Annotated in this window: 27 protein-coding genes; all 27 read right to left on the reverse strand. The window is 50.8% G+C overall.

Features of this window, described 5'->3' with window-relative positions:
• Window position 1: 1 nt before the first annotated feature.
• Window positions 2–1,171, reverse strand: a complete 1,170-nt coding sequence (gene aroC, locus ACQ76X_RS01665) for a chorismate synthase (RefSeq protein WP_038594501.1) — start codon at window positions 1,169–1,171, stop codon at window positions 2–4.
• 199 nt (window positions 1,172–1,370) lie between these two features.
• The gene (locus ACQ76X_RS01670; protein WP_179091700.1) at window positions 1,371–1,532 is read right to left on the reverse strand and encodes a hypothetical protein; all 162 of its coding nucleotides are present in this window, start codon (window positions 1,530–1,532) and stop codon (window positions 1,371–1,373) included.
• 98 nt (window positions 1,533–1,630) lie between these two features.
• Complete coding sequence (locus tag ACQ76X_RS01675; RefSeq protein ID WP_438491095.1) at window positions 1,631–2,431, reverse strand: CheR family methyltransferase; 801 nt, start codon at window positions 2,429–2,431, stop codon at window positions 1,631–1,633.
• 27 nt (window positions 2,432–2,458) lie between these two features.
• Window positions 2,459–2,902 (reverse strand): nucleoside-diphosphate kinase, encoded by a 444-nt coding sequence (ndk, locus tag ACQ76X_RS01680; RefSeq protein WP_438491096.1) that lies wholly within the window; start codon window positions 2,900–2,902, stop codon window positions 2,459–2,461.
• Between the two features lie 123 nt (window positions 2,903–3,025).
• Window positions 3,026–3,994, reverse strand: coding sequence for a polyprenyl synthetase family protein (locus tag ACQ76X_RS01685; protein ID WP_076109859.1), 969 nt, complete (start codon window positions 3,992–3,994; stop codon window positions 3,026–3,028).
• Window positions 3,991–4,851 (reverse strand): menaquinone biosynthetic enzyme MqnA/MqnD family protein, encoded by an 861-nt coding sequence (locus tag ACQ76X_RS01690; RefSeq protein WP_438491097.1) that lies wholly within the window; start codon window positions 4,849–4,851, stop codon window positions 3,991–3,993. The genes ACQ76X_RS01685 and ACQ76X_RS01690 overlap by 4 nt, the downstream gene beginning before the upstream one ends.
• A gap of 3 nt (window positions 4,852–4,854) precedes the next feature.
• Window positions 4,855–5,457, reverse strand: a complete 603-nt coding sequence (locus ACQ76X_RS01695) for a UbiX family flavin prenyltransferase (RefSeq protein ID WP_341094518.1) — start codon at window positions 5,455–5,457, stop codon at window positions 4,855–4,857.
• Window positions 5,454–6,329, reverse strand: a complete 876-nt coding sequence (locus ACQ76X_RS01700) for a UbiA-like polyprenyltransferase (protein WP_038594514.1) — start codon at window positions 6,327–6,329, stop codon at window positions 5,454–5,456. The genes ACQ76X_RS01695 and ACQ76X_RS01700 overlap by 4 nt, the downstream gene beginning before the upstream one ends.
• Complete coding sequence (locus tag ACQ76X_RS01705) at window positions 6,322–7,074, reverse strand: demethylmenaquinone methyltransferase (protein WP_438491098.1); 753 nt, start codon at window positions 7,072–7,074, stop codon at window positions 6,322–6,324. Before ACQ76X_RS01705 ends, ACQ76X_RS01700 begins: the two co-directional genes overlap by 8 nt.
• Window positions 7,075–7,077: 3 nt before the next feature.
• Window positions 7,078–7,947 (reverse strand): heptaprenyl diphosphate synthase component 1, encoded by an 870-nt coding sequence (locus ACQ76X_RS01710; RefSeq protein ID WP_076109860.1) that lies wholly within the window; start codon window positions 7,945–7,947, stop codon window positions 7,078–7,080.
• A gap of 114 nt (window positions 7,948–8,061) precedes the next feature.
• The gene (locus ACQ76X_RS01715; protein WP_438491099.1) at window positions 8,062–8,601 is read right to left on the reverse strand and encodes a hypothetical protein; all 540 of its coding nucleotides are present in this window, start codon (window positions 8,599–8,601) and stop codon (window positions 8,062–8,064) included.
• A 107-nt stretch (window positions 8,602–8,708) separates the two neighbouring features.
• Window positions 8,709–8,957, reverse strand: a complete 249-nt coding sequence (gene mtrB, locus ACQ76X_RS01720) for a trp RNA-binding attenuation protein MtrB (protein ID WP_038594522.1) — start codon at window positions 8,955–8,957, stop codon at window positions 8,709–8,711.
• A gap of 202 nt (window positions 8,958–9,159) precedes the next feature.
• Window positions 9,160–9,432, reverse strand: a complete 273-nt coding sequence (locus ACQ76X_RS01725) for an HU family DNA-binding protein (RefSeq protein ID WP_019909963.1) — start codon at window positions 9,430–9,432, stop codon at window positions 9,160–9,162.
• A gap of 376 nt (window positions 9,433–9,808) precedes the next feature.
• On the reverse strand, window positions 9,809–11,287 hold the full coding sequence (gene spoIVA, locus ACQ76X_RS01730) for a stage IV sporulation protein A (RefSeq protein WP_038594524.1): 1,479 nt from the start codon (window positions 11,285–11,287) through the stop codon (window positions 9,809–9,811).
• 445 nt (window positions 11,288–11,732) lie between these two features.
• A complete protein-coding gene (locus ACQ76X_RS01735) occupies window positions 11,733–12,512 on the reverse strand; it encodes a hypothetical protein (RefSeq protein WP_438491100.1) in 780 nt (259 codons plus the stop codon).
• Between the two features lie 23 nt (window positions 12,513–12,535).
• Window positions 12,536–12,904 (reverse strand): 2Fe-2S iron-sulfur cluster-binding protein, encoded by a 369-nt coding sequence (locus ACQ76X_RS01740; protein ID WP_438491101.1) that lies wholly within the window; start codon window positions 12,902–12,904, stop codon window positions 12,536–12,538.
• Window positions 12,905–12,931: 27 nt separating this feature from the next.
• Window positions 12,932–13,552, reverse strand: a complete 621-nt coding sequence (locus ACQ76X_RS01745) for a hypothetical protein (RefSeq protein ID WP_438491102.1) — start codon at window positions 13,550–13,552, stop codon at window positions 12,932–12,934.
• A gap of 76 nt (window positions 13,553–13,628) precedes the next feature.
• Window positions 13,629–13,808 carry a DUF2768 family protein gene (locus ACQ76X_RS01750; RefSeq protein ID WP_038594528.1) on the reverse strand — a complete coding sequence of 60 codons (180 nt, stop codon included), beginning with the start codon at window positions 13,806–13,808 and terminating at the stop codon, window positions 13,629–13,631.
• A 161-nt stretch (window positions 13,809–13,969) separates the two neighbouring features.
• Window positions 13,970–14,245, reverse strand: coding sequence for a stage VI sporulation protein F (locus ACQ76X_RS01755; RefSeq protein WP_038594530.1), 276 nt, complete (start codon window positions 14,243–14,245; stop codon window positions 13,970–13,972).
• A gap of 66 nt (window positions 14,246–14,311) precedes the next feature.
• Window positions 14,312–15,352 carry an NAD(P)H-dependent glycerol-3-phosphate dehydrogenase gene (locus ACQ76X_RS01760; protein ID WP_038594532.1) on the reverse strand — a complete coding sequence of 347 codons (1,041 nt, stop codon included), beginning with the start codon at window positions 15,350–15,352 and terminating at the stop codon, window positions 14,312–14,314.
• On the reverse strand, window positions 15,345–15,962 hold the full coding sequence (gene plsY, locus ACQ76X_RS01765) for a glycerol-3-phosphate 1-O-acyltransferase PlsY (RefSeq protein WP_438491103.1): 618 nt from the start codon (window positions 15,960–15,962) through the stop codon (window positions 15,345–15,347). Before plsY ends, ACQ76X_RS01760 begins: the two co-directional genes overlap by 8 nt.
• A gap of 12 nt (window positions 15,963–15,974) precedes the next feature.
• Complete coding sequence (gene der / locus ACQ76X_RS01770; RefSeq protein WP_438491104.1) at window positions 15,975–17,300, reverse strand: ribosome biogenesis GTPase Der; 1,326 nt, start codon at window positions 17,298–17,300, stop codon at window positions 15,975–15,977.
• Window positions 17,301–17,471: 171 nt separating this feature from the next.
• Window positions 17,472–18,776 (reverse strand): 30S ribosomal protein S1, encoded by a 1,305-nt coding sequence (rpsA, locus tag ACQ76X_RS01775; RefSeq protein WP_076109867.1) that lies wholly within the window; start codon window positions 18,774–18,776, stop codon window positions 17,472–17,474.
• 168 nt (window positions 18,777–18,944) lie between these two features.
• Window positions 18,945–19,532: a lysophospholipid acyltransferase family protein gene (locus ACQ76X_RS01780; protein WP_438491105.1), complete on the reverse strand. Its 588-nt coding sequence runs from the start codon at window positions 19,530–19,532 to the stop codon at window positions 18,945–18,947.
• Window positions 19,529–20,239, reverse strand: coding sequence for a (d)CMP kinase (cmk, locus tag ACQ76X_RS01785; protein WP_438491106.1), 711 nt, complete (start codon window positions 20,237–20,239; stop codon window positions 19,529–19,531). Before cmk ends, ACQ76X_RS01780 begins: the two co-directional genes overlap by 4 nt.
• Window positions 20,240–20,452: 213 nt before the next feature.
• Entirely contained in the window at window positions 20,453–21,106 is a 654-nt protein-coding gene (locus tag ACQ76X_RS01790; RefSeq protein WP_438491107.1) for a flagellar brake protein, read from the reverse strand.
• A gap of 161 nt (window positions 21,107–21,267) precedes the next feature.
• Entirely contained in the window at window positions 21,268–22,626 is a 1,359-nt protein-coding gene (ypeB, locus tag ACQ76X_RS01795) for a germination protein YpeB (protein WP_438491108.1), read from the reverse strand.
• Window positions 22,627–22,649: the final 23 nt, after the last annotated feature.

A 22,649-nucleotide genomic window follows, 5' to 3' on the forward strand; every position in this document is an offset into this window, starting at 1 on the left:
ATCAGTAGCTCTCCAGTTGGGACAAGTAATTATTATAGTTGGCTCTGATTTCTTCCAGGGAATCGCCGCCGAATTTATCCAGGAATGCCTTCGCGATCTCCCAAGCCACGACATTCTCCAGCACGACACAAGCTGCCGGAACAGCGCAGGCATCCGAACGCTCCACCTGCGCGGTGAAAGGCTCTTTGGTATCAATATCAACGCTTTGCAGCGGTTTGTAAAGTGTAGGTATCGGCTTCATCACTCCGCGGACAACAACCGGCATTCCGTTCGTCATGCCACCCTCAAAGCCGCCCAGTCGGTTGCTTGCCCGGTAGTAACCTCGTGAGGCTTCATACATAATTTCATCATGGACCTGTGAGCCGCGCAGTTCGCCTGCCTCGAAACCAATACCAATCTCAACGCCCTTGAAGGCATTGATCGACATTACCGCTCCGGCGATAGCTGCATCCAGCTTACGGTCGTATTGCACATAGCTTCCAAGACCGGTAGGCAATCCTTCAACGACGCATTCCACGATTCCACCGATGGAGTCGCCTTCCTCCTTGATCTTGTCTATGTAAGCCTCCATCTTCTGTTCGGTCTCTTTATCAACAACTCTCACAGAGGAGGCTTCGGTCAGCTCGATCAGTTCATCAATCGGAAGATTGTTGGCCGGCGCTTCAATCTCGCCGATCCGGATAACCTGTCCGGCAATCTTCACTCCGAAAGCGGCCAACAGCTGCCGGGCCACAGCGCCTACGGCTACTCTTGCTGCCGTTTCACGGGCGCTGGAACGTTCCAGCACATTCCGCAGATCGGTAAGATTATATTTCAGTCCGCCGTTCAAATCCGCATGCCCTGGACGCGGCCGGTTCACCCGCCGCTTCTCTTCGTCGCTGCCGGGAATCGGTTCGATATTCATAATGTTCTTCCAGTGTGTCCAGTCCTTGTTCTCTACTACCAGCGCTACAGGAGCTCCTGTCGTAGAGCCATGGCGTACACCGCCGACAATCTGTGCGGTATCTTTCTCGATTTGCATCCGGCGGCCACGGCCGTAGCCCTTCTGGCGCCGCTGCAATTGAAAATTGAGCTCTTCAAAATTAAGTGTCAAATTGCTGGGCAGTCCCTCAATAATTGCTGTAAGCTGGGGGCCGTGCGTTTCCCCCGCTGTTAAATAGCGTAAACTCATGCTGCGTTCCCCCTTCACACTTTTAAACTGTAAACCGCTAAAATCTTAAATGTCTTTGCTCATTATAGTATAGGGAATCCGCTTTGACAAGAAAGGGATGGCCTCTAATCAGGTGCCCCTCATCCATAAAAGAACAGCGCCGCCATACTCTTCCGAGTAAAAGCGGCGCTGCTGAGCGTCCGGGGTCAAGAGCTTCTGATCAGCCCCCGATCCTCCGGTTTGACGGAGGCAATGTCGTCTTGCTCTCCTCAAGCTGCAGCAGGCTTTGCAGCTGCAGCTCCTCAATGCCGAGAATCTGCCCGCATTCGCGGACGGTAAGGAAGCCGCGTCTGTACGCGGCAATGACCTTGCTTTTGTCCATCTGGATTTACGACCTTTCGCATAGCGTACGGGTATCTACTATTCAGTATCACTGAAAAGAAGCGAAAGTATACGTTTACCAGATCGGACGGTGCAGCACTATTTCTTCCGGTAGAAGAACGTTTCCGTCGATTCAAAGCCATACTGCGCAGGTGTAAAGATTTGCTCCGTGCTGCCCACGAACAAATATCCGCCCGGGCGCAGACTGGCCGAGAACTTATGATAGAGCTTATTCTTAGCCTCTTCTGTGAAATAGATCATCACATTCCGGCAAATGATCAGGTCAAACCCTTCGTCAAACTTATCAAGCAGCAGGTTCTGCTTGCGGAAATCAATACTTTTTTTGAGTGAATCGCTGACCTTGAATACCGGTCCCTCCGGCGCGAAATAACGGGCGGCTACATCTTTTGGCACGTCCTTTAAGGATCGTTCCAAGTAGAGGCCCTGCTTTGCTTTGGCCAGAGCGCCATCATCAATGTCAGTAGCCAGAATACCGGTCTGGGAAAGAAGATTTTTGTCGGATAAAATCATCGCCAGCGTATATGGCTCTTCCCCGGTGGAGCAGGCGGCACTCCATAGCTTCAACCGGCGTCCCGAGCGCTGCAAATCAGGCAGAATGACATCCCGCAGTACTTCCCAGCGGTTCGGATTGCGCCAGAACTCCGAGACATTAATCGTCATCCGGTCCAGAAATTCATAAAATAAAGCCTTGTCCTTCATCATTGCGGCATAAAAATCTTGAAATGAATGATAGCCGTTCTTCATCCGCAACGTAGTTAAACGCCGTTTCATCTGTGCTTCCTTGTACTGGGCGAGATCGATTCCGGTACTTTGCTTGACGTTATGGATAAACCCGGTGTAATCCGGATCTGCTGCTTCAATCTCTTCACGTTCTGCCATATGACTTCTCCTGCCTCCCGCCTGTTGTTACATCCATGCCTGGATGTCTTTGTTGTAGTGAGCCAGTTCATTCGGAGCAAAGAAATTGGCAATTTCACGTTCAGCGCTTTCCGGTGAATCCGATCCATGAATAAGGTTAAGCGGTGTATGGCTGGCAAAATCGCCGCGGATTGTACCCGGCAACGCTTCGCCTACCTTGGTCTTCCCTATCAGCAGACGGGACAGCGCCACTACATCATCGCCTTCCCACACCATGGCAAACACAGGACCGGAGGTGATAAAGCCCACAAGTTCAGGAAAGAAATCTTTACCTTCGTGTTCTGCGTAGTGCTTCTTGGCCTGTTCCTCTGTGACAGTAACCAGCTTCGCGGCAATCAGCTTAAATCCTTTGTCTTCCAGGCGGGCGACAATACGCCCGATCAATCCGCGTTGTACTCCGTCCGGCTTGATCATCAGATACGTTTTTTCCATAGAGTCACTCTCCATTTTTTATGAATAGTTTAGTACATCGCTGCAAATTCAAGTGGTATATTTTCTGATATTATCAGAAACCCGGTCATCTGTGAACGCTTATATTTCAAAGAGGAGCGAAGTCTAATAGGCTCTGCCTGTTACAAAAAATGCAATATCCCGCAGATTGCGCTTTGTTTTGTTGTTCGGAAGCTCATCCAGCGCCGCCAGTGCTTTGGCTATATAGCGTGAAGCCAGCTCTTCTGCGCGGGCAATACCTTCTCCTGACAGGATCAGATCAATGGCCCGGCCCACACTGCGCTGCCCTTCACGGATAAGCTTCAGCTCCTCCAGCAGCGAATCGCGAAGCCGGGCGTCCTCAAGGCTATAAATCACGGGAAGTGTAATGTTCCCCTGGCGCATATCACTGCCCGGAGGTTTGCCGATTTGCTTCTCCGTTCCGGAAAGATCGAGCAGATCATCACGGATCTGAAACGCCATACCGACGTTGTATCCGTAATTATAGAGCAGCCGGGCTGTCTCCGGCTCCGCGTCAGCTGCCAGCGCGCCCAGCTGACAGCTGATCGCGATGAGCAAGGCTGTCTTGCGGCGGATCCGCCGCAAATAGTGGCGCACACTCTGCTCGCTGTTAAAGAAATCACGGATCTGCTCCATTTCTCCGATGGACATTTCCACCATCGCCTTGGAGAGGATTTGGTGGATGCGGGGATTTTTCAGCTCCGAAGTCATAACGAGCGCTTTTGCATAAATATAGTCCCCGGTGTACATGGCGATCTTGTCGCCCCACTTCGCTTTGACAGTAAGCTCTCCACGCCGCAGCTCTGCATCGTCGATCACATCATCGTGAACGAGCGAAGCACTATGTATGAGCTCAAGCGGGATAGCTACACGCTTCAGCTTCTCCAGATCATATTGACCAAATTTGCCGCCCATCAGCACAAATACTGGACGCAGACGTTTGCCGCCCGCCTTCAGCAGATGCAGGGAAGTCTCTGTCAGCAGACCATCATCGCCTTGAACGCTGCGGTACAGCTCTTTTTCGATCAGATCCATATCCTTGTTCAGCAAACCGAATATTTGCATTCGTTTCATTCTTTCACCCGTGTCAGCAGATTGTGGCTCCAAAGCTCCATCTTCACTTCCTGCGGCAGCAGGCCCATTTCATAGGCGTAGCGGAAATAGAGGTTCAGACCTTCCTGCTGCCTTTCCCCAAAGTCATAACATAAATTACGGAAATATCCTTCCCAGTAGGCAGCCGTTCCACCGATAGCCATGCACGCCTCCCGAATAATTGGCGCGAGTCCGCGGATTCCGCGTCTTTTACTTTCCGCAAAGGCCTCGGCAATCTCGGCAATCGCTTTAGGCTTACTGTTCGCTGCCTCCCGGTTTACCGCCCAGACGGCAAAGGTCATGCTGAGTCCAGTCCACTCATTCCACAGTTCACCCAGATCAGTAACGATGTAGCCCTGATTCTGCCACGAGGCTTTGATCGCATTGTCGCCGATTAAGAGACAGGCGTCCGCCTGATCCATCATGTGATCCAGATCAGGCTCTGCACTGATATATTCCGGTTTGCCATGAACGGCCTTCTCCATCAGAATCTTCAGCAGATTCACCGATGTTGCGGAGGTATTAGTTACGGCAACCCTGGCGTTTCCAAGCTGCTGAACAGGCATCCGAGAGAACAGCAGAATCGATTTGACCGGTCCCTCCGCACTGACGGATAGATCCGGAAGCAGCAGCAGACGGTCACTGGCTGCTGCATAGGCAAAGGAAGACAATGCACCTACGTGGATGGTGCCCTCAGCCATGCCCTGATTAAGAATGGCAGGCACTTCACTCACCATCTCTGCAGGATAACTTAACGAAGAGGGGTGAAAATTGTGAAATACCGGCCATGAGTTGGTATAGCTGATTTTACCGATAACGGTATGCTGCGAATTGACCATCCCTCATTCCCCCCATCTGCGAAATAAAGTGTGCTCAATGTTAAAGCTGTCCAGCACCTTGCCCACCATAAAGTTAATCAGATCATCCATGCTGCCCGGGCCAAAATAAAAGGCCGGCATTGCCGGGATCAGCTTGACGCCCAGCCGGGACAGCTTCAGCATATTTTCCAGGTGGATGGCATGCAGCGGTGTCTCCCGGGGGACGAGGACCAAGGGGCGCCCTTCCTTCAGCATGACATCGGCAGCCCTTGTCATCAAATTATCGGAGCTGCCATGCGCCACAGCAGACAATGTACCCATGGAGCAAGGCATAATAATCATCCCTTCCGTGCGGAAGGAGCCGCTGGCGATCGATGCCCCGATGTCCTGTACTTTATGATAAAGCAGAGAACCGGGATAGCCGCTGAACTTTTCGTTCAGAAAGCCTTCCCGGTCGGAGGCGGCAAAGCCAAGCTCCTCTTTAAAAACACGCCAGCCCGCATTGCTCACGACGAGATGAACCGTATACCCCAATGAAAGCAGGGTTTCCGTCAGACGAACGCCATAAATGCCTCCGCTCGCTCCGGTAATTCCTACAACGAAATTTTTAGGCTTCTGCTCTGTCATTTGTAAAACTGCACCACCAGGTCAATCAAAGTAAACGAGAACACCACGATGCTCAGCACCCCGTTCATGGTAAAGAACGCGGTCTGCAAGCGGCTTAAATCACTTGGAGACACAATGTGATGCTCATAAAAAAGAATGATGTAAGCAATCAGCATCCCTGCTACATACCACCAGCTTAAATCGGTGATAAAAAGGAGTGAAACGAATCCGATGCCCGTTAGAAAGTGAAATACCTTCGCAATGTCCAGCGCCCGCGGAACACCAAAGCGGACTGGAATGGAGTAAAGGCCTTCCTTCGTATCAAATTCAACATCCTGGCAGGAATAAATAATATCAAAACCCGCAGTCCAAAACACAATCGTGAAATAAAAGATCATGGCTGTCCAGTCCACAGTGCCCGTGACGGCAACCCAGCCCCCAAGCGGAGCCAAGGCGATGGTTAGCCCGAGTATCAGATGGCAGGCCCAGGTGAATCGCTTCGTGAAGGAATAAAAAACAAGGAGAAAAACAGCGATAGGCAGTAGTTTCGCCGACAAGGGATTAAGCTTGAAAGCAGCCCAGAATAGTAAAAAGAATGAGATCGCAATAAAGATTATTACTTCTCCAACCTTCAGCAGCCCTGCGGGAATCGCTCTTCCTGCGGTCCGCGGATTCTTGGCGTCGCTGATCCGGTCAATCAGCCGGTTCAGGCCCATGGCCGCGCTGCGGGCGCCAAACATGGCGATAACAACCCAGCCGATCTGGGCCCAGGAAGGGAGTGTGCCGAACATGACAACTGAACCGAGCAATGCGCCCATAAATGCGAAGGGTAATGCAAAAACAGTATGTTCAAACTTGATCATTTGCAGAAAAACGCCGACTTTTTTAAACATTACAGTTCTCCTTGAGCCCAATATGTAATGCTGCGATGCCGCCGGTCAAGGGATAGGATTCCACTTGCTCAAGACCGGTTTCACGGAAAATCACCGCAAGCTGCTCTCTGTCCGGAAATAGGGCCAATGATTCGGGAAGCCATTTATATTGCTCGTATCTTTTGGCAAACAGTTTCCCAAGGAGCGGAAGTACACGTTGAAAATAAAAATAATAAATGCCTTTGAACGGCTGTTTCATCGGCTTGGAAAGCTCGAGGCAGACAACCATTCCTCCCGGCTTCACTACACGCTTCATTTCGTTCAACACTTGAACGAGATCAGGCACATTGCGAAGTCCGAAGCCTATCGTCGCATAGTCAAAGGTGTTGTCACCGAAAGGCAAGTCCATCGCATTGCCCTGGACCAGTGAAATGCGGTCCTGCAGTTTGCGCTCTTCCACCTTGCGGCGGCCTACCTCCAGCATGCCTGCACTGAAATCAAGCCCGATAACACTTCCGGTCTGGCTGGCATCAGCCAAGGCAATACTCCAGTCACAGGTGCCGCAGCACAAGTCTACAGCAGAATCGCCGCGCTTCATGCCCATCTTGCGCATCGTGAACTTTCGCCACGCTTTATGGCGGCGGAAGCTTAGAATATCATTCATCAGGTCATATTTTCCGGCAATGCTCTCAAATACGGAGTGTACAAATTGTTCCTTCGGTTTGACGCCCTGGTCACCCAAAGCTGATGTTTTCTCTATAGTCATTCTCTACCCCTCCACGGCCGCTTGTCCGGAAATTTTCGTCTGCAGGAGAAAGTGGTCAAGCGCGGAGCTAAGCTCGCTGATCAGGTGCTCGTCCTTAATGTCTTTCAGCAGTCCCTGTATGGACTGGAGCGACCCATGCAGCTTATCGGTCAGCAGGGAATCGCATTTATATTTCAGCTTGAGCTTCTTCCAATCCTTCAGATCGAGATTCTGCTCATCCAGCAGCTGCCGCTCTTCTTCTGTGGCTAATTCCATCACCTTCCAGTAACAATAGCCTTCCCGGGCACTTGCCGGATTACCAGACCGCCGCAGTTCCAGACATAAGGTCTCGCAGTGGCTGAATTCAGCCAGCAGCTTCTCCCACAGCTGGGTGAGCGACTCCTCAATCATCGGTGTAAAAGAAAGGAACAGCCGCATATTGAGCTGTACCGTGTGCCGCAGGTATTGTTCAGCGGAGAGCAGCATCCCCTTCATTTTGCCGTAAAGATGGGCTTTCATCACGTTAAAGTCGGCAATGGCCGTACTTAAGATACCCACCATCTCGATCTGTTCACGTTTCGCAAGCAAATGGTAAAACCAGCTGCTGAAGTAATCGCCGGCCAGCACCTTGAGCTGACGGGAACGCATCTGGTCTCCCCCTGGTTCTTCAAGGGATATATCGATGTTCTCATGCGTATCAAGGCCTAGCTGCACAAGTGCTGTTACCAGAGTATACAGCTCACCGTTTTGCGCACCGTCCGGGGTGCCGTGATTCAGAAAAATATATAACAAATGACCACGCCCATCGGAAAACGGCGGTAATTCCGTATGCCGCTGAATCATATCGTAGTCGGTGTAGGGTTTAGCAAGTTGTGGTATGCGGTACGGTTTCATTTCAGCCTCCGAAGCCATTGACGTTATGACAATATCTTTGTTCACAATCTTGTCTATTATATCACATGTTTTTTTGTCACGCACTCTGGGGCGTTCTAGTTTCATTTACCCACATCAGGGATAAATGAACTGCCTTTTCCACAGCTCGCTTTCACGAATACGGAAGCCTTTCTTGAGCGCATCTGGCAGCGGATCATTCCCGGACGCCTCCAGCTTCTGCTGCAGTTGAAGCGACCACTCCATGCGTCTGATATCCCCGGCAAGCAAAAGACGGCGGGTGTCCAGCCATTTGTCCTCGGCAACGATGCGCAGGAGCAGCTGATCGACATTCTCCGTGTCTTGGAAAGCAAAGGAGATCGCCTGAGCCATATTCTGATACAGTTCTTTGGGCTCGTGGTTATTGCCGGTCACCTTCAGATCCAGTGACAAGACGCTCTGTTCAAAGTCTACGCTATCGATGGACAGGGTAAAGGGGATCCCGTTCAGTATATCTACAAGATTATCATTATCGAGAATCGTATTCGCACCGCTGAAGGTTTCCACTACTCCCTGCTGCCTTTGCAAGGAAGGTGCGAGCTCCGCCAGCTGCGGCAGAATTACGGCAGAAGCCGTGGTCACGAGCAATACAGTTCCGATTAGCCAGCCCCGGTTCATGACCTGCCCCCTTATCCATAATTTCCGCCTAGCCGTGCGTTTATACGATCCTGCAGACTTGCCTATACTTAGTTATATTTTGAAAAAAAGCAGGCTATGCCTGCTTTTCAGCTTTCGCTCTCCAGTTGTCCGTGTTTGCTCCATATTTCCGCCTTGCCGCGGATTTTCATTGCTGAGGTATGATCGGTGAATTGAGCGATCAGCACCTCGCCTTTGTCCAGCTTCTCCGTGTGGTGAAAGCGCGTATCCAGTCCTCTGGTAAGCCCGATTACCTGAACGCCGTTCTCTTTGGCCTTCACCACGATGTACTCGCTGCCTGACGGTGCAGGGCTAACGCCATTATTCTTCTCGGTCATCTTTGATCCTCCTAAAAGTTTTGTGAGCATTTACTTCCTTGAAATCTCTTCGTACAAAACTGGCTTCGGAAGCTTCGCTTAATTTTGTGTGAGTATACGCTTTCTCTAAGCAATTACGGATAAAGATTGCAAAAACAAATGCCGCCTTGGAGGGCGGCATAGTTGTAACTCGGAAGACTATAGGATCGATATGTAGAAATCTCTATTTGATTCCGTCTTTAAGCGCCTTACCGGGTTTGAATGCCGGTACTTTGCTTGAAGGAATTTCGATTTCTTCACCAGTTTGCGGGTTGCGGCCTTTACGTGCGGAACGTTCGCGCACTTCAAAGTTTCCGAATCCAACCAGTTGTACTTTATCGCCGCTTTGCAGAGCACCTGTGATCGCTTCGAAAACGGCATCTACCGCTTTAGTAGCATCTTTCTTGGGAAGTTCAGTTGCTTCTGTTACTACGTTGATCAAATCTGATTTATTCATGTCTTCTCACCTCCCTGGGTAAATTTCCGGTATCATACACTGTTTCCGTTTCAACGCAAAATATACGTGATAATCCCGTTTATTGCTAGATACTGGCGCCCTTCTTCCTAGAAGCGCAACAAACTTATAGTAATACAGCCCATCCATAATTTCAAGGCGTTCCTCAAAAAAGGAGCAGAAAGTATCTACTAAACCCTCAATAAGGCCGAAAATGAGAGACTATTAATGGCAGAAATTCCTATTAACCATAAAGTAGAGAAGCATTTCCGTGTAAAAAGAGTACGGAGGGGAATTCATCGGATGTCATATGCCCCCACTCCGGCACAACAAAAAGAGAGCCGGAAATCCCTGCTCTCTTTTTGTTATGAAATGTGCCTTACAAAATGATGGCGATCAGGCCGCCTGAACCCTCGTTGATGATCCGTCCAAGTGTTTCCTGCAGCTTGTAGCGGGCATTATCCGGCATCATGGCAATTTTGCCTTGAATTCCCTCGCGCACAATCGAATGCAGCGAGCGGCCAAAAATGTCCGACTCCCAAATCTTGATCGGGTCATTCTCAAAGTCCTGCATCAGATAGCGCACCAGCTCTTCGCTCTGTTTCTCCGTGCCGATGATCGGCGAGAACTCCGATTCCACATCCACGCGGATCATATGAATCGAAGGTGCTGTCGCCTTCAGGCGAACCCCGAAACGTGAGCCCTGACGGATCAGCTCGGGCTCATCGAGAGCCATTTCCGCGAGTGAAGGAGCGGCTATCCCGTAGCCGGTTGTTTTGACCATTTCCAGTGCTTCGGAGAAGCGGTCATACTCGCGTTTGGCATGGGAGAAGTCCTGCATCAGCTGCAGCAGATGATCTTTTCCGCGGATTTCAACCCCTACCACTTCCATCAGAACCTGATCATACAGTTCTTCCGGCGCATACAGGTCAATCTCGGCCACACCTTGGCCCATGTTCATTCCGCTAAGCCCTGCTTTATCGATGAAATCATATTCCGTAAACTGGGAGACCAGCCGGTCAACATCACGCAGGCGGCGGATGTCTTTCACGGTATCGCGGACGGAGTTCTCATAACTGCTGCGCAGCCAGTGATTTTCGCCCAGCACCATCACCCAGCTAGGCAGGTTCACATTCACCTCATGGACCGGGAATTCATACAGCACTTCACGCAGCACACCGGTCACATCGTCTTCCGTCATATTCGCAGCACTAAGTGTCATAACGGGAATATCATATTTAAGGGCCAGCTCACTGCGCAGCTGCTGTGCCTCTTCACTGCGCGGCCGGGTGGAGTTGATCACAAGCACAAACGGCTTGCCTACTTCCTTCAGCTCCGCAATGACCCGCTCTTCGGAATCAATATAAGAGTTCCGCGGGATTTCAGCAATCGTGCCGTCTGTAGTCACAACTACACCCAGCGTGGAATGCTCCTGAATCACCTTACGCGTGCCAATTTCCGCCGCTTCCTGGAAAGGAATCGGTTCCTCAAACCAAGGAGTGGAGATCATGCGAGGGCCATTCTCATCCTCATACCCTTTTGCACCCTCCACAGCATATCCCACACAGTCGACCAGCCGGACATTCACTTCCAGCCCTTCCGCAACCTTGATCTGCACCGCGTTGTTCGGTACAAATTTCGGCTCAGTTGTCATAATGGTTTTGCCCGCTGCACTTTGCGGAAGTTCATCCACTGCCCTTACCCGATCTGCCTCGCTGGTGATGTTCGGCAAGACAATCGTCTCCATGAAGCGTTTGATGAATGTCGATTTCCCCGTGCGAACCGCGCCGACGACGCCAAGATAAATGTCTCCGCCGGTACGCTCGGCAATGTCCTTGAAAATATCCACTTTTTCCAAAAGAGATCCCCTCCTCATATTACTCCGAAGAAAAAATGCCTGAAGAGCATCGACTTCGCGTTCCGCCGGCAATCTGACCCTTGCAGGACATCCACCGGACTTTCGTATGTCCGCCCGAAGCCTAGCTGCTGCTTAAGGGCGGAACACTTTTGCCCCGCGCTAAACTCCGAATGCTCGGACATGCATTTGGACTAGTATCATCATATGTATCCGGAACGGATTTATGACCCGCAGCTGCGCAATTTGTATAGTAATTTGCGAAATGAGGTTCTGCACCCCCGCAGGGCGTCACGACGCCCGGAAGTCTTCTCATCAATCATATGAGCGCGGAGTAGCAAGTAGAACTACCTCTCTCCTTGCAAGTGGCCGCTGCCGCAGAAACACCGGAAAATACAAAAAAGCAGCCCCAGAATAACTTCTGGAACTGCTGGTGGTTGGAAACGGTCTATGGACTGTCCGGAGGCTGAGGAACTGGCTGCCCCTCAATCCACAAATACGGCAACGACTTCACCGGTACATAATAAGAAGCCTGCTCCAGCTCAATCCGCAGATCCTGATTGGCCGCAGGTGTTGCGCCTTCCTTGTCAATGGCAGACATAATATCAAAGCTGTAGTCGACATACACGTCACCGTTCTTGTCCATGATAAACTCCAGCGGCTGTCCGGAATAGACGCTCTTCAGCGTTATAGACGACGTTCCCGCCTTTTTGGAATCAATGTTGAATAAGCCCGGATATCGTTCCTCCCCTGCCGGGAGTGCGCCTCCATGCACTGATTTGTAGCGGTTAACCTGGCGGGAGACATCATTTACCTTCTGCACGGTAACGAGATCCATCAGCTTCACGGTAGGATCACTTTCTTCATCCAAGATAAGAAAATAGGCGCTGCCACCCTTCTCAAAGGCAGCAGCCGGAATTTCATCCAAATATCCTTTTTGGCGCAGCTTCTCCAAATCAATTACGAATTTCTCATAGCGTGGAGTAGATTCCTCGCTATTTAGGATCGGCAGCAGACCATCCTCCTGCTGATAATCATCCACTGCCGCCTGAACCCGCTTGACACTCTCGCGGAAATTGCCCGCAGGCTGGTTCTGTTCTCCCCGGTACATACAGCCCGTGAGAACAAAGAGCAGCAAGCTTATTCCCAGCAGCAAGCCCATTCTGATTCCGGATGTCTTCAGCCCATCTGTGAAAAGCACTCCGTCCGCCCCTTTCTGCTCCAGCATTCTCCGAAAGTTACTTTACAAGATTACCACAGCCCGTCCTCTTCTCCACGACGCGCTGCTTCCAGTCTGCGCCGCACTGCGGCTTTGAGCGGGTCCTCGGGGACAAAGACGCTCAAATCGTTCCAGACGGCTGCCTGGCACGCCAGACGGACGCCTGAATCCAGCAAGCCGCCAAGCTTCCGCCGCTCGGCGTCCCCCGGCGGCCGAAGGGCAGCAGCCTCTTCCTGTGGGACCGTCACCTTGCACATCAGGCAACCGGCTTTGCCGCCGCAGCGGGTAGGCAGGACCACTCCCGCTTTGCGCGCAGCTTCCAGCAGGGTTACCCCGTGCTGCACTACTGTTTTTCGTCCTTCGGGCTGGAAGGTGACAGTCCATCCTTTTTGTGGCTTCATGACATAGCTTCCTTCCTTTGCTGCTTGTTAAATCTGTATCGACGTCGACACTCCCAGCAGTTTCTCCAGCTGCAGCCCAAAGGCTTCATCCAGTTCATTCTCCAGAACTAGCTGCTGCAGCAGTGGTAAATGACCAGCCAGATTGACTTTCATAAAATTGGCAATAGCACTGCACCGCTCCCCCCTGCACCGCAGCAGGTTAAACACCAGCTCGTGAGCCGCAGGCATCAGGCGCATTAAGCCGATACCGTTAAAATCCTGGATGAGTGCATGCGGCAGAAGCTGCTGAACATCCACGGCATACCGGCGCCTGCCGGAGCCGATCTGAAAACCGCATACCAGCTCCACCCTTGCATCTCCGATACGATAGCGGCTGCGCAGCGAATAGCAGCCTCCGCTATAATCTTCTTCCGGACCTCCATCCACCGAATATCTGCTTAGAGCCGAATGAAGTACTTCGGCATCCTCCAGATCGGCGTAGAGGTCGATGTCGCGCGGTGGGGCATTCAGCTGCACTCCGTGCAGCAGAAGCCCGCAGCTTCCTCCCAGCAGCCATACAGGCGGCTTCTCCAGCCAGCTCAGGCTTAACACCTCGGATATAGAAGCTAGCGCTGCTTCCAATATGTAGGGAATTCCCGAATCTGCCATCTACTCACGTCCTATTCCTGCAAAAAAAGTCCAGCGATTCTCCCAAGAACCTTCTGCCTGAATTTATTGTAAATGCTTACATAATTGAAGCGGCTCCACCCAACAACCCGATCAGCATAATGACAAAAGCAACTATTGATAATATAGCTCTCAGCAGGCCTTTTGTCTTGCTGCGCGCAAAGGTTATCAGAAATACGGACAATCCCATTACCAGAATCGCTATTAGCGACAACCACATTTTCGTCATCGGATCCATGGACAAACCGCCTCCATCCGGCAATATTTGATTGCGACTATTATAGCATGAAGACTCCGGCATGAAACCTACTAAGTCTAAGGGTTCAAAAAAAAGAGCAAAAGATCACAGAATCAGGACTGATTCCGGATCATTTGCTCTTTGCTCCGCGAAGAGTAATGCTATTTTTTCAGCATCATTTTCATTAAAGACTCCATGGTGCCCGAATTCGCGCCGCCTTTTTTGACAGCGTTGATGATATCCTGCACCGTAGCCTCGCTGACCGGTACCTTCGCCATTGATGACACCTGCTTAATTAACTGGCGGAGCTGGGCTTCATTCTGCATTGTTCCCGGTTTGACCGTACTGGCCAGCTTTTGGACGGCACCTGGTGTGATGTTTTTGCCCGCTTTTTTATTGATGGCGTTCAATGCATCCTTGGAAAAATCTTTGCTCACTTTTCATCCCTCCTCCGTCAATCCCCATTACAACATATGAGGATCCCCGTCAAAAGGTGAACGTGATCAAGAATGCCACTGCTCCCAAGTTTCCTGCGAGATCGTTTCCATCTCCGTCTTGCGGTCGCGTCCCATCAGGGCCTCGACGGCGCTGCGCGGCGTTTTGCCTTTGAACAGCACATGATAGATCTGATCAGTGATTGGCATCTGCACGCCCAGCTTAAGCGAAATAGCGTATGCGGCTTCCGTGGTGCGTATCCCTTCAACTACCATGCCCATGGACTCCAGCACTTCAGAGAGGGGTTTCCCTTGGCCAAGCAAAGAACCTGCCCGCCAGTTGCGGCTATGCTGGCTCGTTGCTGTTACCACAAGGTCACCGAGTCCAGCCAGCCCGGCAAAGGTCAGCGGATTTGCACCTAGCTCGACACCGACGCGGGAAATCTCGGCAAGACCCCGGGTGAGCAATGCCGCCTTGGCATTATCGCCAAAACCCAGACCGTCAGACAGACCTGCCCCAAGCGCTATGATATTCTTCAGTGCTCCGGCCAGTTCAACGCCTACCTGATCTCGATTGGTGTACACACGGAAATCATTGTTGATAAATAAACTTTGTGCTTCTGTAGCGCGTCTGTCGTCCGGTGATGCTACCACAACCGTTGTAGGACACAGGCGCACCACCTCTTCGGCGTGGCTAGGTCCGGACAAAACAACCACCTGGCCTTCATCACAGCCCAGCTCCTCGGAAATGACGGTGGACATCCGTTTCATAGATTCCGTCTCGAAGCCCTTTGTAGCATGTACACAGAGCATATCTTCTTTCCAGAAAGGTTTGAGGCTGCGGGCGACCTGGCGCATTCCGGAGGACGGGGCAACAATAACCACCGCCTTGGAACCGGTGACCGCTGTCTCCATATCCGTAGTTGCGATGATATTAGCGGGCAATGAAATCCCGGGCAAGAAATGCTCATTCGTGTGAGCCTCATTAATCTCGGCAGCCTGTTCGGACCTGCGTGTCCATAGATAAACCTCCGAGTGGTTAGCCGCCAGCACAGTAGCCAGCGCAGTTCCCCAACTGCCCGCGACCAGCACGGTTACTTTATCAGACAACGCGATTCCCCTCCTTGACTTTAGCGCCGATTTTATTCTCTCTTCCCTGGGAGATCTTCACAATATTGCTGCGGTGCCGCCAGAAAGCGAAAACTGCAATGATAAGACTTCCCCACAATTCAGGTGTTGTAAATTCGGTAAACAGCAGGAATACCGGGGTAAGCGCGACAAAAATCAGGGAGCCCAGCGACACAAATCGGGTAATAACGATGGCCAGGATGGCAATGATCCCTGCAATCAGCGCAGGCCAAAAACAAAGCGTGGCCATTACGCCAATTGTAGTTGCAATGCCCTTCCCCCCGCGAAAGTGAAAGTAGAGCGGCCAATTATGCCCGATGATGGCTGCGATCCCGCAAGCCACCGCGATCCAGGTTCCCCAGCCGCCAGCCCAGGTTCCGAGCCAAACTGCGGCAATTCCCTTCAGTACGTCCAGAACCAGCACCAGTATTGCCGGTCCTTTCCCCATCACACGCAGCGTATTGGTCGCTCCGGCATTGCCGCTTCCGTATTGACGGATATCAATACCTTTAAGCAGCCGGGCGAGCAATACACTGAAGCTGACAGAGCCAAGCAAATAGCTTACAACGATCACCAGAAGTTCAAACGCCACTACTCTTCTCCCCTAACCTTCGTTTTCGGATTTGCGCCGTGTAAACAGACGGATTGGTGTTCCTTCAAAATTGAACGCCGCGCGGATTTTGTTCTCCAGGTATCGTTCATAGGAGAAGTGCATCAGCGACGGGTCATTGACGAATACCACAATCGTCGGCGGCTTGACAGCAACCTGAGTAACATAATTGATGCGCAGGCGCCGTCCTTTATCCGTTGGCGGAGGATTAATGGCCACAGCATCGGACACCACATCGTTGACCAAATGCGTCGTAATCCGCAGAGCATGCTGCTGGGCGACATGCTGCACCACCGGCAGCAGCTTCTGCAGACGCTGTTTCGTTAATGCGGACAAGAACACTACAGGTGCGTAGCTCATGAACAGGAAGTGATCCCGGATTTTGGTCTCAAAGTTCTGCATCGTCTTGTCATCCTTCTCGACGGCATCCCATTTGTTGACCACAAAAATCGAAGCTTTCCCGGCATCATGAGCATAACCGGCAATATGCTTATCCTGATCGATAATGCCTTCTTCGCCGTTGATTACCACCAGAACGACATCAGCCCGCTCAATGGCCCGCATTGCGCGCATCACGCTGTATTTTTCCGTGGTTTCATATACTTTGCCGCGTTTGCGCATACCCGCAGTATCAATCAGAACATAGCGCTGCCCGTCCCGTTCAAAAGGAGTATCAATGGCATCGCGTGTAGTCCCTGCGACATCGCTGACAATTACACGTTCTTCACCCAAAATGGCGTTGACCAAAGAAGATTTACCTACATTCGGCCGGCCGATCAGGGCCACACGAATCACATCTTCGTCGTATTCCTCTTCAGTTAGCTCTGGAAGCTTCTCGGTTACCGCATCCAGCAAATCGCCGATTCCGGTACCGTGGCTGCCGGAGATGCCGATAGGATCGCCGATTCCCAGGGTGTAAAATTCATAAATATCATCCGTGCGCTTCATGTTGTCCACTTTATTGATTGCAAGTACGACCGGTTTGCCGGAACGGAAAAGAATTTGTGCCACTTCTTCATCCGCATTGGTCAGTCCGCTTTTCGCCTCGCACATAAAGACGATGACATCCGCTTCCTCAATCGCCAGCTCCGCCTGAACACGGATTGATTTCAGAATCGCGTCTTCACCGTCAATTTCAATCCCTCCGGTATCAATTACACTGAAGGATTTGCCGTTCCAATCTGAAACGCCATAAATCCGGTCGCGTGTAATCCCCGGTTTATCTTCTACAATGGCCAGTCTATCGCCAATCAGCCTGTTAAATATCGTCGATTTTCCGACGTTAGGCCTTCCTACGATGGCCACAACGGGTCTTGCCATATTCATTCCTCCTGTCGTCCTTACGTAACTCATCATAGCAAAAAACAATAAAATTGGCTAACCAGCTTGTACCTTGCCCCTTTTGGACTTACATGCCTGTAAAAACACAATCGGCGAACCCTCTTATCGAGGGCTCGCCGATTACTTTACCCGGTATGACAATCTAAAGGATTAGTTGTTACCCTTGAATTTGTCCAGCTTGTCGCCGAAGCGTTCAGCAAGGGTGAAGCTGAGTCCTTCGTTGCTGAGCGATACGTTAGGATTGTTCAGCACTTCTTTAGGAGCTCTGTCTCTGCTGTTGCTGCGTTCCGGTCTTGCTGTAGGAGCCGGAGCTTCTTCGGTTTCTTTGATGCTCAGGCTGACGCGTTTCTCGGATGGATTGAAGTCAAGCACTTTCACTTGTACTTCTTGTCCTTCTTTGAGCACTTCATGCGGAGTACCGATGTGCTTGTGGGAGATTTGCGAGATATGCACAAGGCCTTCCACGCCTGGAAGCAGTTCAACAAAGGCGCCGAAGTTTACAAGGCGTTTTACTTCGCCTGTAACTACATCGCCAATGTTGATTTTACCGGCTGCAGAATCCCAAGGACCTGGAGCGGCAGCTTTGATGCTGAGGCTGATTTTGCCTTTTTCAGGATCAACCTTAAGCACTTTTACGCGAACCTTGTCGCCTTCGGAAACAACATCGGAAGGTTTTTCGACATGGTTCCAAGCGATTTCGGATACGTGAACCAATCCGTCAACGCCGCCCACATCAACAAATGCGCCGAATTGTGTCAGACGTTGCACAGTACCTTCGATGATTTGTCCTTCGGACAGCTCAGCCATAATCTTCAATTTGTTGGCTTCGAATTCTTCTTCCAGCACTTCTTTGGCGGAAAGAATAACCTTGCTGTTCTCACGGTCCAGTTCTTTCACTTTCACGCGTAGAGTGCGACCTTTGTAGTCGCTGAAATCTTCTACAAAGTGACGTTCAACCATGGAAGCCGGAATAAATCCGCGCGCGCCGACATCAGCTACGAGGCCGCCTTTGACAACGTCAGCCACAGTAACATCGAACGCTTCCTGGGAAGCAAAATACTTCTCCAGATCTTCCCATGATTTCTCGCTGTCAATTGCACGTTTGGAGAGAACCAGGCTTTCCTTGTTGTCGTTGATGCTGACAACTTTGCATTCCACTTCTTGTCCAACTTCTACTGCTGCTGCAGCGTTGTCCAGTTGTACGGAAGACAATTCGCGAATAGGAATAACGCCGTCGTATTTATATCCAATGCTTACATAAGCTTGGTTATCTTCGATTTTGACGATTGTTCCTTTCACGGTATCGCCTTTTTTCAACGAAATGATTTCCAAACCTTCTTGGCTTGTCACTTCTTCTTCGTTACCTACAGCGGATTCCACTGTTTCTGTTGCTTCTACGGCTTCGTTGTTCTCAACATTAGCCGCAGCTTCCTGATTTCTAGTTTCTTCAGACATGTGATTACCCTCCTCGATTCAAAACCCCATTTATTTAAACCCGCGTAGAGCAGAGTTCAAAACAAGCATTACCTAAATATCACTTACATTTTCAAGTTAGTATGTTCCAAAAAATAGCGGTTATGCCGTTATTCCTCAACATCTGCAAAAAGCGGCATAATTCAACGTTTATCTTGCACTGGGCCTGCCGGTCTTGGCCATCTCATGAATCCGTCCCATAATTACATCAGTGACTTCTTCAAGAGACTCGCTTCCCTTTCCATCGAACGAACTGAGGTCAATGGGAGCCCCATAAATGACAGTCATTCGGCGAAAGGGCTTGTAAGATCCGACGATAGCGGCCGGAACAACTGCTGCACCGCTGCGAAGCGCAAAACTCGCTGCGCCCTTCTTAGCCACACCGGAATCAGAGTTTCGTGTCCCTTCCGGAAAGATGCCCATAACATGTCCGCCGCGAAGCGTATTAAGGGCCGTTTTGATGGATTCTTTGCTTACGCCGCCACGTTTCACCGGAAAAGCGCCCACCTTATTAATGAGCCAGCCTAGCACAGGAACCTTGAACAGCTCTGCTTTGGCCATATACTTTACCTGGCGGTTCAGCTTAATGCCGATCGTCATTGGATCAAGCAGGCTGATGTGGTTGGCGCAGAGCAGCACCCCGCCCTCCTTCGGCACATTCTCTTTCCCGACAATCTTCAGCGGGAACAGGATGGCATAAATCAAGCGAAGCAACCCACGGCAAATGACATAAATCATGAATGATTTCTCTCCCCGTCAACATGAGATCGGCAGTGGTAGACAATGGCTTCCACGGCTTGGCTGATATCCATAAAGGTCGTGTCAAGAAGAATGGCATCTTCTGCACGGCGCAGCGGTGAAATCTCCCGTCCTTCATCAAGACGGTCACGGGCTGCAATATCGTGTTCAAGCTGCTGGAGAGTTATTGTTTCCGTGTCCTTCAGCTCTTTGTAACGGCGGAGAGCCCGTTCCTCCACACTTGCCGTCATGAAAATCTTCACTTCGGCATCCGGCAGTACGGTCGTACCGATATCGCGGCCATCCATTACGACCCCCTTGCGAAGCGCCATCTGACGCTGCAAATGACTGAGTCTGGATCTAACACCCTCGATCTTCGAATACTGCGACACCTGGCCGCTAACCTGAAGACTGCGGATATGCGGGGTTACGTCCTCCCCATTGATCAGCACCTTCTGGATGTCCTGCTCCGGAATAAGCTCAATCACCATATCGCGGACACTTTGATCCACCGATTCATGATCTTCCGGCGGAATGCCTCTGCGGAGCATATCCCAGGTAATGGCCCGGTACATTGCACCCGTATCAACATAAATGTAAGACAACTTCTGGGCTACCAATCGGGCTACAGTGCTCTTACCTGCCCCGGCAGGTCCGTCGATGGCGACGTTGATTCTGTCGTAAGTATGTGTCCCCTGCCTAACCAACGGGGCATTCCTCCTCAAACACGCTTTCATTAAGAAATACGTCCACCGACGTATCTCTAGGGACTTGATGATCTTATCAAGAAAAAAGCAGGCATTGCCTGCGACCTATAAAATTATACCACAGTTTATACCTCAGTGCAAAATGGCATAGCATTAATTCAGCATAAAAAAGGCTATTTTGATGCCTTTTTCGGGCGTTTAGGCGGCTTAACATTAACGGTCGCGGAAATCAAACTGGCGTTCGAAGCAGTAGCGGATTATTTTTTGACGCTCGGAATCCGAAATGGCAGCAAACTTTAACATGACTAGATTACGCCCGCTTTCCAGCTGCTTTATCCGCACAATCTCACCTTCAAAGTTCACATGCTCGGTGCTGCCATTTCGGTAAGGGACCATCAGCCAACAGAACAGCTTGCCTCCCACCTCCACCTTTACTTTGGGATCACTGAGAAAAGAAGCTCCTCCTCCTCCGATATCATCGGTCCGCACCAAAAAACGGCTGCCCAGCGAATCCTTCACCGCCAGTTCAAGCTCGGCATTTACACGGAAGAAGCTGCGGCGCTGTATTTTGAAGATGGCATCCGTTTCCGGTTTGCGCACCCGGACCATCCGGATAACATCCTCTTTAAAGCCGAGTACATGCGTGTTGAAATAATTTTTGATTCCGCCTTCGGTAAGAAAATATACAGAGAGCTCGTCCCCTATAAACAGCTTTTTTAGCCGCCCGTTGCTGGCCTGCATTGGAATTTCAATCAGCAAGGCCTCATCTTCCATATCTGCAATTCTGGATCTATATTCTAGTTCTGCTTCAGCCGCATCGCTGGAAGCAATCTGTATGTATAGATATTCGTTAATTTTGGGATACAATCATGTCACCGCCACAGAGTTAGTAATTAATTCTTCATGATTATAGCATGGCCGTTTGCCCTCCGGTTAGAAATATTATTGCACAGCAGAAAGAAAAAAAGAGGCGGCATCCCCTAAAGGAACCGCCCCTCCCTCCTCTATCCCGTGCAGACAGGCTTCATTTATTTATCCTGAGCCCCCGAAGAGGTGCGAATCTCTTCGACCGCTTCTTCATTTCCATCCGCCGCATTGAGGTAAATCCGATACTGCGAACCGTTGATTTTGCCGCCAAATTCATAGGTCAGCAGTTCCACGGCATCCTCATTCTCGATCCAGGCCATCCGGTTGTACAGCTCCTTGAATTCCGGATTCAGCTTCTCTCTGGCCTCGGCGAGGGACAGCTCAGGTTTTGGAATTTCACGTTTCTCCTGATGCTCGCGGACAAAATCGCTGGCTTGAAAGCCAACGGTTTCTCCGGTATCCAGCCCGACGCGCAGCGTCATTTTCTCAGGATAAATCAATACACCGTCTTTGCTGCTTACAAAAGTTAAATTTCCCAAATTATCATATCTGTCAGCGCTGACTGCCGTCATGCCGGCATAGCCCTTCTGCTTCAGAAACTCCCCGGCTTTGGCGACAGCCTGCTTCATGGATACCTTGGCTGGTCCGACCTCGCGATTGTCATTGTACGAAATCAGCAGTCCGCCCTCCACCGTGAAGTCCATACTGATGGGAGCTTTGTGATTTGGTGGTGTCACTGTAGCTGTATAGGAAGCCCATTCGGTTCCTTTGCCATTTTCCCTAACATCCACCTTAGTATTAGCACCACTATCGGCAAACTTTACAGCCTTGGCTTTGATATCCTCTGCCGTGACAGGTTTACCCCCGAGTTTCTTGACTGAACGCTTGTCATAAATACTGGCAACAGAGGGGCCCCAGTCCAGCTCAGGATAGGCCGCCACACGCTTGTCTACCGTCTTGAAGCCATCAATAATTGTATTGTCTTCCGCCTTTTCTTCTGTAGCAAGGGCTGACTCAACATCCATCCAACGCAGCTTATTGCTGATGACCTTGTTCTGTACCTCCTGCAGATCCTTGGAGATTTCACCCGAATTCTTATAGAGCGCCTTTAAATTTCCCATCTCAGCTTCGGTCAGCGGCTTCTTGGTGAAATCCCGGACAGCCGCTTTGTAAGAGAAATTGGAGATCTTGGAGAGGAACTCCTCCGTTTGGCTAAACGGCAGCAGCATAAGCGGCAGTTGGTTGATCTCATTCTGCGCCTCGCTGGTAAGCCGCCATACATTGACTAGTCCTTTGCGGTGCACACCGTTAGAGGCCGAATGGACGGCAAGTGTGTTTCCCAGCTCTCCATGAAGCCGCTCCACATGATAGGAGAGATCGTGAAAAGCCCGTTGATACTGGTTCTCCGCTTTAATCAGAATCGAATTTTTCTCCTGGTTCTCCTGATACCCCCACACCAGTGCGCCAATCAGCAAAAGCGCGGTAAGCGGGAACATTATGGCACTTAATCTTTTGTACATAGGGCTGCAAGACTCCTTTCGGT

The sequence above is a fragment of the Paenibacillus sp. IHBB 3054 genome (assembly GCF_051594305.1).
Lineage (GTDB): Bacteria > Bacillota > Bacilli > Paenibacillales > Paenibacillaceae > Paenibacillus_AQ.